Raw genomic sequence first — 15,759 nt, forward strand, 5'->3', positions numbered from 1 at the left:
TTATGCATCAGTTTTTTTATCAAATTTACAAACGTGTTAATCAGAATAAATCAATTTCGATACTACTTTTCTTAGTAGCTTTATTGATCATGGGTTATTTTGCCTATCAGATCAAGTTTGACGAAGACATTACGCGTATTATACCCAAAAATGAAAAAACAAACACGAGTTCAAAGGTCTTAAAGCAACTCAAATTTGCCGATAAAATTTCTGTCATCATCGAGAAGGATTCGACCGGTAGTTTGGACGACCTGACCGAAACGGCACAAGTGTTTTTAGATAGTATAGAGCGACTAAGTCCCTATATCAACAGCATACAAGGGCAAATTGATGAAGACAACATCAACCACACTTTTGATTTTATTTACGAGCATTTGCCCCTGTTTTTAGAAGAAGAAGACTACCTGCAAATCCAGCGAAAAATCGGTTCCGATAGCCTAGCGCAACTGGTTGAGAACAACTACAAAACCCTGATTTCTCCAACGGGTATGGTTGCTAAAGAATTTATTCTAAAAGATCCAGCCGGTATCGGTTTTTTGGCATTAAAAAAACTGCAAAAACTCAATTTAAGCGACGATTACAAGCTCTATAACGGTTTTGTTGTATCTCAAGACGAATCCAAATTATTGTTGTTTATCAATCCGACATTATCGGGTAGTGAAACCGAAAAAAACACCATCTTCACCGGTGAATTAAATGGTATAAAAGAACATATCAACGCGCATTTTAAAGGTAGATCTACTATAGATTATTTTGGACCGTCCTTTGTTGCAGTTGCCAATGCCAAACAAATCAAACACGATATTCAAACCACTGTTTTGATTTCGATGTGCGCTTTGATGTTGATTCTAATCTTTTTTTATAAAAAGATCTTTATTCCACTAATCATCTTTATTCCGTCCTTATTTAGCGGTTTATTCGCCTTGATGGTTTTGTACTTCTTAAAAGACTCCATCTCGGCTATTTCTTTGAGTATAGGTGCGGTATTGTTGGGAATAACCATTGATTATGCTTTGCATATCATGACGCATTACAAGCATTGCAGCGATACCAAAAGTTTATATAAAGAAATTACCAAACCCATTTTGATGAGCAGCGGAACTACGGCAATCGCCTTTTTATGTTTGTTGTTTGTCAACTCAGAATCCCTAAAGGATTTGGGTGTGTTTGCTTCGATAACCGTTATGGCATCGGGCATTATATCGTTGTTGATGATACCTCATTTGTATCATCCTAACAAAACCTTAGAAGAAAATCAGACCATAGTAGAGAAGGTAGCTCGCTTCGAATTTGATAAGAGTAAAACACTGTTAATCGGATGCTTGTTGTTGGTATTGGTAAGCCTTTTTACCTTCCAAAAGGTCGGATTCGACGACGACCTTTCTAAGCTCAACTTCTTTCCAGCCGATCTAAAACGGGCAGAGGCCAAGTTAGAAGCGGGAACAGACAGAGAAACCAAAACCATTTATTTGGCCAAATACGGATCGGATATCGATGCGCTAATCAGTGAAAATTCGCACTTGTTTGCTCAATTAAACCGCGATGTTAAAGAGGGGAAAATTTTAAATTTCAGCTCCTTGGGGGGATTGATTTTATCACAAAAGGATCAGGCAGCGCGCATCGAACGCTGGAATGCCTTTTGGACAACAACTATAGATACTGGCTTGTTGAAAAAACAATTGATTCAAGCGGGCGCGGTTTACGGTTTCAAACCCAATACCTATCAAGGTTTTTACCAATTGTTGGAAACGCCATTTTCAACGATTTCTTTAAAGGAGTATCAAGGACTGAATCCACAAATTATCGAGGAGTTTATCTCTCAAAATCAAGGGTTTTATACCTTGTCAACGCTCGTTAAATTAGACAACGACAAACGCGAATCCTTTGTGTTGGGCATGGCAGATGAAAAGAACTTATTGGTCATCGATCGTCAAAAGATGAACGAAACCTTTTTGGGTGAATTGGTCGATGACTTTAATAACCTTATCAACTATTCTTTTGTCGCGATCGTATTGATCTTGTGGGTTTTCTTTAGGCGTATCGAGTTGGTAATCATCAGCATGATACCTATAGTGCTTACCGGATTGGTCACCATGGGATTGATGGGACTGTTTCACATCGAATTTAATATATTTAGCACCATAGTTTGTACCCTTGTCTTTGGACATGGCGTTGATTTTACTATTTTTATGACGGCCGCCTTACAAAAGGAATACTCCACTGGTAAAGACGAAATGCCCGCTTATCGAACCTCTATTTTGTTGGCGGTATTGACAACGATTTTGGCTATTGGTGCCTTGGTTTTTGCCGAGCATCCCGCCTTAAAATCCATTTCCTTAGTATCGCTAATTGGGATGTTTGCCGCCGTGATCATTACCTTTGTACTCTATCCGATTTTGTTTCGAATATTTATCATCAATAGACCTAAAAAGGGCAAATCGCCTTTGACTATACGCTTGTTTTTTCACTCGTGTTTTTCATTCCTGTATTACGGTTTGGTAGGGGTGTTGTTTTCTTTGATCATTCGATTATTTATGATTGTGGCTCCGGTAAGTCAACTGACAAAGTATAAGGTGTTCAGCCGGGGAATGTCGTGGTTTATGACTTCCGTTTTGTATTTGAATCCCTTTGTTAAAAAGGGAACAATCAATAAAAATGGCGAAGATTTTAGCAAACCCGCTATTATTATTTCCAACCACACCTCTTTTTTAGACACCTTGGCCATAGGTATGGTATATCCCAATATTGTTTTTTTGATTAACGAATGGGTATATAATTCGCCGATTTTTGGTAAACTCGTGCGTATGGCTGGGTTTTATCCGGTTTCTCAAGGCATTGAAAACAGTTTGAACAAATTGCAAGAACGCGTGGATCAGGGTTTTTCGTTAATGATTTTCCCAGAGGGCACCCGATCGATTGACAATGATGTTAAGCGCTTTCACAAGGGCGCCTTTTATTTGGCTCAAGAGTTAAAAATGGACGTATTGCCGATCTATATACACGGTAATTCAGAGGTGATTCCCAAGGGAGACCACATCATTTACGACGGGCAAATCATCAATGTAATTGGGGATCGAATCCGTTATGACGATACCACTTTTGGCAAAGAATATGCTGAAAGAACTAAGAAAATCAGCCAACACTTTAGAGCGGATTTTAGTGCTATTAGAAAAGAATTGGAAGATGAGAACTATTTTAAAAAGAAATTACTTCTCAGTTATCGTTATAAAGAGTACGAAATAGAGCAAACGGTAAAAAGTGATTTTGAGAAATACAAAACCGCCATGTACCGTTGCAACAGTTATATCAGCGACACGGCAACGATTCTTCATATCGCGAACGACTATGGGCAGTGGGATTTTATATTAACACTCCAACAGGCTAAGCGAAAAGTTTACAGTTGGATTAGGGATCCAGAGCGCAGAGCCGTTGCACAAACCAATTATTTGGCAAAGATTCGCAACATTACTTATCTCGATGAAATAACGGATCAAACTCCAGCTTGTGAAGTTTTGTTGATCAGTACAGACTATAAAATAGAGCATATACCGTTGCATATAAAAACGCTGATTGTTTTAAGCGATTTACCGCAAAGTAATCAGGAGTTTGCTTCTTATGAATTAGAATATCAAGATGCGTATATTAGCGTGTTAAAACGTCGGCAAAATGGAGTATAAACAGTATGATGTAGTGGTCGTTGGGAGTGGATTGGGTGGATTGGTTTCAGCTGTTATCCTAGCGAAAGAGGGTAAAAAGGTCTGTGTATTGGAAAAGAACAACCAATACGGAGGCAATTTACAAACCTTTGTACGCGACAAAACCATCTTCGATACGGGAGTTCATTATATTGGCGGACTGGACAAAGGCCAAAACCTGTATCGGTATTTTTCCTATTTGGGCATTATGAAAGACTTGAAACTGCATAAGATGGATCAAGATCGTTATGATGTCGTTACATTTGATGGCGATGAAAACCAATATCCTCATGCTCAGGGTTATGAAAACTTCGTGGCGCAATTGGTGAGCTATTTTCCGGAAGAAGAAGCCAATATCAAAGCCTACTTAAAAAAGATTCAAGAAATGTGTCATGCTTTTCCGATGTACAGCTTGGAAAAGGGAAGCGGTTATAGTGAAGAAGTACTTTCGATCAATGCCAAAGAATATATCGACAGCGTTTCATCTAACGAGAAATTGAAAGCCATTTTAGCCGGTACTAATTTTCTATATGCGGGCGATGCGCAACGTACGCCCTTATATGTACATGCACTTTCTGTCAACTCCTATATAAACAGTTCTTGGAGATGCATAAACGGGGGTAGTCAAATATCCAAATTATTGATCAAAGAACTAAAAAAATACGGTGGGGAAACCTATAAGCACACTGAAATAGTCGACTTTCTTTTTGAAGACAATCAAGTAAAGGCTTGTGTTGCTAAAGATGGAAAGCGGTTTTATGCAAAGGAATTTATCTCCAATATCAATCTAAAGACCACATTAGAAATGGTTGGGGTAGAGCATTTCTCCAAACCGTTTACACGTAGAATTATGGGCTTGGAAGTGGTTCCGTCTGTTTTTACTGTTTACTTGGTTTTAAGACCCAATAGTTTTCCCTATCAAAATTACAATACCTATCATTTCGATTCTATAGATTCGGTTTGGAACACCTATGAGAATCCTAAAGAAAGCTGGCCCAATTTGGTGGTATCTACCATGAATTGTTCCAGTGCCGATCAGCAATGGGGTGACAGCATGACCATCATGACCTATATGGATATCAAGGAGTTTGAAAAGTGGGAGGAGACTTTTAATATTTCTACCATACAAGACAAAAAGAGCAGAAGTGAATCCTACGAACGCTTTAAGTTAGAAAAAGCAAACTTGCTTTTAAATCAATTGGAAAAAAAATTCCCAACGATAAAAGCGTCTATATCCAAAATGTACACCTCTTCACCCTTGTCTTATCGCGATTTTATAGGAGCGGAAAACGGAAACATGTATGGTTTTGTCAAAGATTCCAACAACCCGATGAAAACCTTTATCTCTGCGCGTTCCAAACTGGGGAATTTTTTCTTTACCGGTCAAAACGTCGGAATGCACGGCATATTGGGAGTTACGATAGGTGCATTTGTAACCTGCTCAGAAATGTTGGGTAGAGATCATTTGTTGAATAGACTACATCAAGAACTCGATGCATATGAAGAACATTAAAATCTTTTTAGGTCTTTTATTGTTGTTGCTATCTACCTCTTGTATGGTTAAAAAAGGATGGAGTGATACGCCTGATTTTGGGACATTTGACAGCATTCGACCGCAATTGATCAAAATAAACGATTCTACTGCGACGGTGGGTACTAATTTTATTATTAAAAACCGCCAACAGCTTTGGGAATTGTATACCACGGGTGATCCCTTGCAAATTGGATATAAAACCGGTGTGTTGACTCAAGATTTATATCACTTTCAGGAAGAAGTGTTTTTTTCAAAAGTGGAAGAACTGATTCCTTCGCCTTGGAAACAGCGGATGTTGGTCAAATTATTAAAATACTACAACCGGGATATCCTTTCCTATATCCCTTTGGAATACCAATTGGAAATTTATGGAGTCTCCGAATATGCTTCTGATCAACACGATTTTTTGGGTAAAAAATATGAACGCAACATCTACTTGCACGGAGCACACGACATCGGACACGCGTTTCAGGATTTGGCCTTGGTAGGTTGTTCGTCCTTGGCTGTTTGGGATGATAAATCGGCAGACGGTTCGATGTTAATTGGCCGTAATTTCGATTTTTATGCCGGGGATGATTTTGCGAAAAACAAAATCATTTCATTCGTCAAACCCGAAAAAGGCCATGCTTTTATGTCCGTAACCTGGGCTGGAATGACCGGAGTGGTTTCGGGCATGAATGCCGAGGGATTGACCGTTACTATAAACGCGGCCAAATCGAGTATTCCGCTCAAGGCCAAAACGCCTATTTCGATACTGGCTAGGGAAATTCTCCAATACGCTACGACCATCGACGAAGCCATCGCGATTGCGAAAGACAAAAAAGTATTTGTATCCGAATCGATTATGGTGGGAAGTGCTGCCGATAGGCAAGTGGTATTATTGGAAATTTCTCCAAAAAAGTTTGATGTTTATCGCGTGGAAAACAACAATTATATCTTGTGTTCCAATCACTTTCAAAGTGAGGCATACCAGTCGGATAAGCGAAATTTGGATCAAATCGAGCAGAGTCATTCCGCTTACAGATGGGACAAGATGAATCAGCTTATTGACGAAAGCGACAAACTCAATCCCGAAAAAATGGCAGCAATCTTAAGAGAGAAAGACGGTTTGCATGGCAGGCAATTGGGTTATGGCAATGAAAAAGCTTTAAATCAATTGTTGGCACACCATGCCGTCATCTTCAAACCCGAGCAGCGCTTGGTCTGGGTATCATCCAATCCGTATCAATTGGGAGAATTTGTAGCCTATGACCTCAATAAAATATTTGGAGAAGATCTTAAGACTGCTCAAACCTTGGGTATAGACAGTTTGATCATCGCCAAAGATCCTTTTTTGGAGACGGTTGATTATGAGAATTACGAAAAATACAGACAAATAGATAGGGAAATACAACAAAAAATCAGTGATAAATCCGTCATTTCTGCAGAAGAAATAACGGCATATCAGCAATTAAATCCCGAACTTTGGTCGGTATATTTTTGGGCTGGAAAATATTACTATCAAAAAGGGTATTTTAAAGAGGCCCAAATAGAATTTGAAAAGGCAAAAACGAAGGAAATAACCACCGATTTAGAGCGTAAAACGGTTGAGAAATACCTTAGAAAAACACAGAGAAGATGCAGATAATACCATCGATTGAGTTGGCTTCCGAGGCGGCTATCAAAACATTTCAGGAAGGTAAACTCAGGGAATTACTGGTTTATTTAAAGGATAAGTCACCGTATTATCGCGAGCAATTTAAAGCGAAAGGGATTGATATTTCGAGCATACGCACACTGGAAGACCTGTCGCTATTGCCGGTTACTACTAAAGATAACTTACAGGCTTTTAACGACGATTTCTTTTGTGTTCCCAAAACCGACATTATCGACTATGCAACCACATCCGGGACGCTTGGAAATCCGGTAACCTTTGGTATGACCGATGGCGATTTGGATCGTTTGGCTTATAACGAAATGATTTCTTTTCAATGCGCAGGGATTAGACAGGGTGATTTGGTACAACTGATGACGACTATGGACCGTCGTTTTATGGCTGGCTTGGCGTATTTTTTAGGCCTGCGTAAACTAGGTGCTGGAGTAATCCGCGTTGGAGCGGGTATTCCGCAATTGCAATGGGATTCCATCCTAAAATACCAACCGAAATACTTGATTGGCGTGCCGTCTTTTTTGTTAAAACTGATTGAATTTGCCGAACACCATCAAATCGATTACCAAAACTCGAGTATTGAGGGAGTAATCTGTATAGGAGAAACCCTTAGAACAGCCGATTTAAAACCGAATATATTAGCACAACGCATCACGGACAAATGGGACATTAAATTGTTTTCGACCTATGCTTCTACCGAGATGAGTGCTGCATTTACGGAGTGCGAATATTTTCAGGGCGGGCATCACCATCCCGAATTGATCATCACTGAAATCTTGGACGAAAACAACCAAGCGGTTCCATCGGGTCAAATAGGGGAGTTGACCGTCACCACTTTGGGTATAGAAGCTTTGCCGTTGCTGCGTTTTAAAACCGGCGATATGGTGCGCAAACACCCCGCTCCTTGTACTTGTGGTAGAACCACCTATAGAATAGGCCCCGTAGAAGGACGCAAACAACACATGATTAAATATAAGGGTACCACTTTGTATCCGCCAGCAATGCACGATTTATTGGCGTCTTTTGACGAGATTAAACTGCATTTAATCGAAATATCCAATAACGATATCGGTACCGACGACATCTTGATTCGCGTGGTTACTTCCAACGATTCGGTTGATTTCTTAAACGTTATCAAGGACCTATTTAGAGCCAAATTGCGCGTAACGCCGCGTATAGAATTTAACGATTTTGAGGTACTACAAAAAATTGTTTTTAACCCGATGAATCGCAAACCCACCACCTTTATCGACAAAAGAGAGTCGCAAAATTTGGTGTAAGTTTAGGTAAAACAAGTAAAATTTTAAGGTGTTGTTGACGCAACTGCAGTTGATATTATAAAAATGATGGAAGTAATTATTGGGGATTTGTTTACTTACGAAACCCTGTTGTTGTGTTTGGTGTCGTTATGTGCGGGATTTATTGACTCTATAGTAGGTGGAGGTGGACTGCTGCAAACACCGGCCATGTTGGTTATCTTACCGCAGTATCCCATTGCCACTTTATTTGGAACCACTAAAATACCTTCTTTGACGGGTACGGCTTTTTCGGCCTATCGGTATTCCAAAAGCGTTGCGGTAGATTGGAAATTATTAGTCCCCATAGCTGCATTGGCTTTTGCTGGCGCTTTATTGGGAGCTCATACGATTACCTTGGTCAGTGGGGCGGGTATCAAACCCGTTATTTTAGTACTGCTGATCAGTATTGCTGTCTATACCTATTCGCGAAAGGATTTCGGATTGCAATCTCAACAGACGCGTACTAAAATCAACCAATTGATTATCGGTTTGGTCTTTGGATTTGCAATCGGTTTTTACGACGGTATGATCGGACCGGGAACCGGAACTTTTTTATTATTGGCGTTTGTATCCTTGATAGGCTACGATTTTCTGCAAGCGACGACCAGTGCTAAATACATCAATGTGGCTACGAATATAGCGGCCATGTTGTATTTTGCGCAATCGGGACATATCCTTTATCAATATGCCATTCCGATGGCGGTTTTTAACCTTTTGGGGGCGTTTTTAGGCGTAAAGCTTGCCTTGTTGAAAGGAAACTCCTTTGTACGGATATTCTTTCTGATAATCGTCGGTATTACCATATTGCGATTTTCGTGGGATGTATTTGTCAAATAGCGTTAGGTAGGCTTAATTAGAACAGCTACTCCATTAAAAATATCAATAAAAAAACTTTTTACAACCGATATAAATCCTATATTTGCACTCGAATTAGAGAGGTGGCCGAGCGGTCGAAGGCGCACGCCTGGAAAGCGTGTATACCTCAAAAGGGTATCGAGGGTTCGAATCCCTTCCTCTCTGCAAAGAAAAACCGATTGTGAAAACAATCGGTTTTTTTGTTTCCCCACCGCGTTGAAAATTCATTTTCATAAGCGGGTAGGAAACAAAAAAACCAGGGCGCTAGCCCGTGGTTTTTCTTTGTGTTTTGACACCCCTTTGGGATCACGGAGTAATCCCTTAATCCCTCGCGTTGAAAATTCATTTTCATAAGCGAAGGGGAAACAAAAAAACGAGGGCGTTAGCCCGTGGTTTTTCTTTGTGTTTTGAAACCCCTTAGGGATCACGTAGTAATCCCTTAATCCCTCGCGTTGAAAATTTATTTTCATAAGCGAAGGGGAAACAAAAAAACGAGGGCGTTAGCCCGTGGTTTTTCTTTGTGTTTTGAGCCCTTTTGAGGTCACAGAGTTATCCCTTCCTCTCTGCAATACACTCTCTTAAATCAAAGAATTAAATAAAAAACACCCAATTTTGCACCCAAAAAATTTAAGCTCGGGTGTTTTATTTTTAGATTATAAAAAATCTAATGGACTTGGTGTTGATTTTTTATCTACATCTGTAATGTGGGTGTAAATCATAGTTGTTCGAATATCAGTATGTCCTAATAATTCTTGCACAATCCGAATATCAATTCCGCTCTTTATTAAATGCGTAGCGTACGAATGTCGTAAAGTATGCACGCTACCTTTGGTGGTAATATTGGCTTTTTTCATGGACTTTTTCAAAACTAACTGAACACTTCTTTCGCTGTATTGTGTATTATAAACTCCTTCAAATAAAAACACTTTAGGTTTGTATTCAATATAATATTCCCGCAATAAACTTAATAGCTTATCAGGTAAAGCTACTAGCCTATCTTTATTTCCTTTGCTTTGTTGTATTAAAAGTAAATCACTGTCTGATTTTACATCGGTTAGTTGAAGATTTATTAATTCACTCAAGCGTAATCCACAGCTATAAATAGTAGTAAGAATTGCTTTATGTTTTAGATTTTCGGTAGCATTTAGTATCTTCCTCACCTCTTCTTGAGAGAAAAAAGTAGGTAATTGAGTTAACTTTCGTTTAGGATATAAATAGTTTAATTCTATCTGTTGATTATTGACCAGTTCATATATTTTCTTGATTGCGCCAACTAAAGAGCGCTGATACGACGCACTAATGTTGTCTTGAAATACTTTTTCATTGATAAAAGCTTCAATCTCAGCAATAGGTATTTCATTAAGCGTATGATATTTAGTCATATACTCTAAGAATATTTGTGCATAACCACAATATGACTTGATGGTATTATTAGCATATCGTTGCACTTGCAATCGGTTATGTAAAGTTTTTAGAATTGCTTCGCTATCCATACGCAAGTAAATTCAATTTAACATATTTTGTTTCGCTATCCACAAAAAATAACTTTATAAGTGCCTAATTTACAAAAAACTAATTATATTAGCGGGGAATTTAACGAAATACGGATATAGGTGTTGTTTTACGAAACAAAACATAGTGTAGTTTCGTAAAAAACAATGTTATCTGCAACCATAAAACAATTTCATGGATATAAATGAATTATTAAAATCAATGAATAAAATCAATGAATAAAATTAACGAAAAAGTTAATTCTTCTGTTTTGGGCTCCTCTTTATCTTTACAATTCCAAGAGTTGGCTAAAAAATCTAAATTAGGTATAGATTCAGCGACTATAGCAGCATTAATGCCTATGAGCGAGATATTAAAAACTTATGAATTTAATGGTTTATTAGAAAGTCAAAAAAAAACAATAAATAGTCTTTCAGCATTCAATTCAATGACCTCAATCATGCAACAAATTACTGTTCCAAAAATTCCAGATTCAACAATTTTGGCATTACAAGGAATTACAAGTTTGCAAAGCATGCAATATATTGATACTTTAAAATCGATACAAAAAGCAACATCTATTTTAAACTTTATTAATCCAACTTTAGAAATAAATAAAATTGGAAATCTTAATACTGCGTTTAATTCGCTGACTTCACAATTAACACAGTTAGCTTCAAATAATAATGATTGGGAAATATTAGAGGATTACGAAAATTTTGTAAATGAAGCTGTAGAATTTTCAGATAGTGTAATAGAAAGTAATGATGAACAATTAGAAATCTCATTTGAGTTATTACTTAGAAAATTCAATTTCTATTATGAAAAACACAAGCAATCTGCTTCAATAATTTACAAATTTTTTGAAATATTAATGATGCTTACTGCAATGCACCAATATTATGATTTTGTCCAAACTAAACCAGAATTGGCAACTAAAAATGATGTTGAAGAATTAAAAGTAGCTCAACAAAAAACATTTGAATATGTAAATAAAATCTTAAGTAATAAAGAAAAAAATGTTGAGGAATATAAACTGTTAGATAAATCTGAAATATTACTAAAGCCAAACAAAAAATCTATAATAATAAATAATCTCCCTAAAAATTATTTAATTGAAGTCTTGAAAAAACAACCTAAATGGATTTTAATTAAGTACATAGATCCAAAAGATGGAACTCCACAAATGGGATGGATATTAAGAGTTAATATTAATTTTAAAAATGGCAGCAGATAACATGGGTTTTGCAAAAGAGCGGGTTAAGTGCAAAATTCAACATTTGTACTTTTAATCCGCAAAAACCATTTTTATTTGCTAAAAAAATGTAAATTGGCAAATAAAAAAAGGTTTTGCTTTTGTTGGTGCAAAGTTGAAAGTTTCGTCTTTCTATTTGACTCCTTCGCAAAGTCCTGTGACGTTATGTGATATTTCAAGAAAACTATGCTTCAAAACTTTTTTAGACTAAATGATAATCCATCAGAATTCCTAGAAGAGCAATCTTTAAAGGATTATCAATTAAATCATGATACAATACGAAACTTTATTTTTATACCAAAAGAACTTAAAGACTTTAAGTTTAAGAATAAAACATTTAACAATGTAAGTTTTAGTAAAACTTTAATCGAAGATGTAGATTTTATTAGTTGTCATTTTGTTGACTGTTTATTCATAGGTACAGAATTTAAAAAATGTAAGTTCATTGAAGCAAGTTTTAGTGGTTGTAATACTCACGCAATAAGAATCTACAAGACATATATTAATCCAATTTCTTTTGATGGGAATTTTAAAGGTTACAATTATTCTTTTTCAAATATTGTAGTACATTTATATCAAGAAATATATGATAATTCTGTAGATCAACAAATAATTGAATTTTCTAAAAAAGCAAAATATAATCTGCTTAAATGGGAAGGGAGACTTTTAATTAGTAAATACAAATATAAGCAACCTTATAAAATTCCAATTTGTGAGTTTTTAATTCAATATATTCCTAATATAATTTTCAGGAAAGTGTTTGGTTATGGTCTTAGATTAAGAAACTTTATAGTTACATTTTCTATTGTTTACATTGGCTCTTTTATATCAAACTATTTTCTATGGGAAAAATATATTCTAAAAACTAAAGATGTAGAAATTGCAGCATTTTCTTCTGAAAATTATAACAACTTAGCAAATTTCTATTTCACAAACGACGTTTTGACAAAAATAGTAGATTCACAATTTCAACCTTCTTCTGACTTAGGAATGAATATGTTAACTTTTCAAGGAATATTAGGTTTTATCCTATTTAGTTTTCTAATTACAGTTTTAATCAATAAATTTGTAAAATAATGAAATATAGCATTTTAAAATACGGTTCAGCAATTAGAGGTAACTCTGATAAATACAGTGACAAAGATTTATTGATTGTTGCTGAAGATTATAATGTACTAAATTTATTAAAAGAACATTACGTAAAATTAGGTTGGTCTGTATCAATATATACATATGTAAAATTAAAATATCTCTCTACTAATGGTTTTTTGTTTGTAAAACATTTAATACTTGAAGGTGAAATTATTTATGACGCAGGTAATTTATTACATTCAATTTTAGAAAATTTCAATGAATGTATTGATTATAAAAGTGAAATGAAAAAAGCTTCGTTATTCTTAAATTTCATTCAAGAAATACCTGATAATGATATAAGTTATTCTTGGTTATTAGATAATATCTACTTAACATTTAGAAATTATTTAATATATGAATCTGCTCTTAAAAAAGAGTATAATTTCGGTTATATTGATTTAGTAAAAAATTTATTGTTAGAAGGTAGAATAAATCAAAATGAAGCTGAAAAATTATTGCAATTAAGAGTTGTAAAATCTTGTTATAGAAATAATTTTGACGACATAACTCCTTCAAAAGAATTTGCTAAAGTTGTTATTTCAATTGTAAATCGAATTGGTTTAAAAATAACAACTTCATTTACACCTAAGAATTTAAAATTGTATAATTTTGATTTCAATAATATAGATTCAGCCTATAAAAAACTAAGATTAATCGAACTTATATTAAAAAATGAGTCTATTGAAGACCAATATTTAAATAAATGTATTTCTAATCCTCAAATGTATGCTTCAAACAAATCGATTGAAAGAATTTATTTAAAAGTACTAGAAAAATTAAAAACATCACATAACATCGTACTGGCGAAATAGCAGGTTAAGGGAGAAGTTTAAAGTCTCTCTTTTTTTCGCAACAGCCTTTTATATTTCCTTTTTTCTTAAATTTAGAAAATAATAAAAGGCTGTTGCTTAACTTAGTGCAAAATTGAAGGTTTCGACTTTTTAATCCGCCACTATCGTCAATACGCGGCCCGTTAGGTGCAATAGCTAAAACGCACTATAATAGAAGAACATTAAATGACATTAACTAGAGAATATTATCATAAATTAATTTCCATACTAAAAGAAATTTGTCTACTTAAGAATAACGACCCTGAAAATTTCTCTCATTTAAAGAAAGACTTATTAACAATAATAAATAATGTACGAAATTTTAATTTAATTCCTTTAACATTTACTGAAGATTTCTGGAATACTTTAAACACTAATACTTATTCGAACTTTTTTTCACAGAAGCTAATTCTTATTAATGAATTACACTTCGAGTTATATGAATGTTTATATATAACGAGACTTAGATATGGCGGTGAATTATTATTCTATTTATATGAAATAAGGTTAGCAATTTTAAATCTTCCAATTGATGAATTAATAGTATTTAATGAAGATATAAAAATCCCAGAATATTACTATTTGAATGATAATTTGCTATTTATAAATGAAGATGAAAAGAAAGAAAGAATAAAAAAATATAAAGCATCTCAAAGATCGTCTTTAATAAAGAAACAAAGAGTGTCAATTAGTAAAAAATATTATGATTCAGTTGAAGACCATTTAAAAAAAGATCTTCAATTCTATCAAAATTATATAGGATTAAATTTCCCTTCCATATCAAAACAATTTTCATTCTATAGAAAGAATATTAGGGCTTACTTGACACAAGCAATGTCAAATGAAATTTTTGAGTTTCGCATACATTCCTATGATAATTCGGGTAAAAACACCTCTATAAGTCTAGTTAAACAATACTTCGATTTTTATCCAGCTTATTTTTATAATCTGGAAGAAATAAGTGAAAAGCAAACAGCAGCTATTGTACAATCATTAAAAAAATCAGAATATATAAATATATTTACACGAGATTTTATATTTCAAGAACTTATAAGTGTTTTCCTTTTAAATGCAAATGAATCAGTTGTTTGTGAATTCACAAAATTCTTATTGAAATGCCAATTATATCAAATTTTAAAAATGTCAAATGATGAAATTTCAATTTTTGATTTTCTTGCAGAAAAGGAAAATAAAAAGTTCGCATTCGAAATTTATCATCATAAATCAAGAAGTTTAGAAAAAATTTCTGATAAAATAGAACAAGTAAAACCTATATTAAATAATTTTTCTGTCATTTTTGTTTTCAGCAGTTTCCCTGGTGATTTAATCGTAAAGACATTAAAACAAAATAACATTGAAGTATTATTTATTTCTGAACTTATAGATAAGATTAAAAAAATCGATAACGATAACATTATTGAATGGTATATTAAAGAAAATATTATTACAATTCAAAACGATATTGTTCTATCAAAGAAATTTGAAGGGGAAACTTTAATTAAAAGACTACAAAATTGTCCAACTGGTGAAAAATTTTGGACAGAATATGAAGAAATTGGCATTGATATATTTAAATTTCTTTTCGAAGACTCTTTTAAAACATATCTTGCTGAAAAACAAGTGGAAAATTCTAAAAAGAATCATAGACGTGATTTAGTTGTAAGTAATTATTATAAAGACTCTAGTTCGTTTTGGGCAGAAATAAAACAGCATTACAACGCTAAAGCTATAATAGTAGATTTTAAAAATTATGCAGAAAAACTTAATTCGACTACTTTATTTAGTGTCTCAAAATATACAACTAAAAACGTAGGAAATTTCGCAATAGTATTCTCTAGAAAAGGTCTTGATAAAACTGCTGTTATTGAACAACAAAGTTTGTATCAACACAATAAACTAATCCTTGAGTTTAATGATATTGATTTAAATGAGATGATTTTAGAAAAAATTAATGGTAATGATCCACTAGATAGATTAAAATCAAAAGAATTTGAGATTGTTATTTCCTAATCGTTACTA

Annotated in this window: 10 protein-coding genes and 1 tRNA gene; 10 read left to right on the top strand and 1 reads right to left on the bottom strand. The window is 34.4% G+C overall.

The features are described from left to right. Positions 1-2 precede the first annotated feature (2 nt). The 6 genes from KO524_RS04425 to KO524_RS04450 all read left to right on the top strand — a co-directional run bounded on the left by KO524_RS04425 (position 3) and on the right by KO524_RS04450 (position 9,195). Positions 3-3,677, top strand: coding sequence for an MMPL family transporter (locus KO524_RS04425; RefSeq protein WP_219290838.1), 3,675 nt, complete (start codon positions 3-5; stop codon positions 3,675-3,677). Beyond that, on the top strand, positions 3,667-5,208 hold the full coding sequence (locus KO524_RS04430; protein WP_219290840.1) for an NAD(P)/FAD-dependent oxidoreductase: 1,542 nt from the start codon (positions 3,667-3,669) through the stop codon (positions 5,206-5,208). Before KO524_RS04425 ends, KO524_RS04430 begins: the two co-directional genes overlap by 11 nt. After that, complete coding sequence (locus KO524_RS04435; RefSeq protein ID WP_219290842.1) at positions 5,195-6,856, top strand: C45 family peptidase; 1,662 nt, start codon at positions 5,195-5,197, stop codon at positions 6,854-6,856. The genes KO524_RS04430 and KO524_RS04435 overlap by 14 nt, the downstream gene beginning before the upstream one ends. Further along, positions 6,847-8,157 (top strand): phenylacetate--CoA ligase family protein, encoded by a 1,311-nt coding sequence (locus tag KO524_RS04440; RefSeq protein ID WP_219290843.1) that lies wholly within the window; start codon positions 6,847-6,849, stop codon positions 8,155-8,157. Before KO524_RS04435 ends, KO524_RS04440 begins: the two co-directional genes overlap by 10 nt. Positions 8,158-8,220: 63 nt before the next feature. Next, positions 8,221-9,012, top strand: coding sequence for a TSUP family transporter (locus KO524_RS04445; protein WP_255555135.1), 792 nt, complete (start codon positions 8,221-8,223; stop codon positions 9,010-9,012). 95 nt (positions 9,013-9,107) lie between these two features. Continuing rightward, a tRNA-Ser gene (locus KO524_RS04450) sits at positions 9,108-9,195 on the top strand. Between the two features lie 488 nt (positions 9,196-9,683). Here the strand turns inward: KO524_RS04450 and KO524_RS04455 are convergent. Further along, positions 9,684-10,523: a tyrosine-type recombinase/integrase gene (locus tag KO524_RS04455; RefSeq protein ID WP_219290845.1), complete on the bottom strand. Its 840-nt coding sequence runs from the start codon at positions 10,521-10,523 to the stop codon at positions 9,684-9,686. Between the two features lie 233 nt (positions 10,524-10,756). Between KO524_RS04455 and KO524_RS04460 the strand changes: the two genes are divergently transcribed. The 4 genes from KO524_RS04460 (at position 10,757) to KO524_RS04475 (ending at position 15,750) form a co-directional block, all read left to right on the top strand. Continuing rightward, positions 10,757-11,758, top strand: a complete 1,002-nt coding sequence (locus KO524_RS04460) for a hypothetical protein (RefSeq protein ID WP_219290848.1) — start codon at positions 10,757-10,759, stop codon at positions 11,756-11,758. Positions 11,759-11,962: 204 nt separating this feature from the next. Then, positions 11,963-12,853, top strand: coding sequence for a pentapeptide repeat-containing protein (locus KO524_RS04465; protein ID WP_219290850.1), 891 nt, complete (start codon positions 11,963-11,965; stop codon positions 12,851-12,853). Further along, positions 12,853-13,722 (top strand): hypothetical protein, encoded by an 870-nt coding sequence (locus KO524_RS04470; RefSeq protein ID WP_219290854.1) that lies wholly within the window; start codon positions 12,853-12,855, stop codon positions 13,720-13,722. The genes KO524_RS04465 and KO524_RS04470 overlap by 1 nt, the downstream gene beginning before the upstream one ends. Positions 13,723-13,926: 204 nt before the next feature. Continuing rightward, a complete protein-coding gene (locus KO524_RS04475) occupies positions 13,927-15,750 on the top strand; it encodes a hypothetical protein (protein ID WP_219290857.1) in 1,824 nt (607 codons plus the stop codon). Positions 15,751-15,759 lie beyond the last annotated feature (9 nt).

Origin of the sequence: Flavobacterium sp. NKUCC04_CG (genome assembly GCF_019345525.1) — a bacterium.
In the GTDB taxonomy this organism is placed as follows: Bacteria; Bacteroidota; Bacteroidia; order Flavobacteriales; family Flavobacteriaceae; genus Flavobacterium.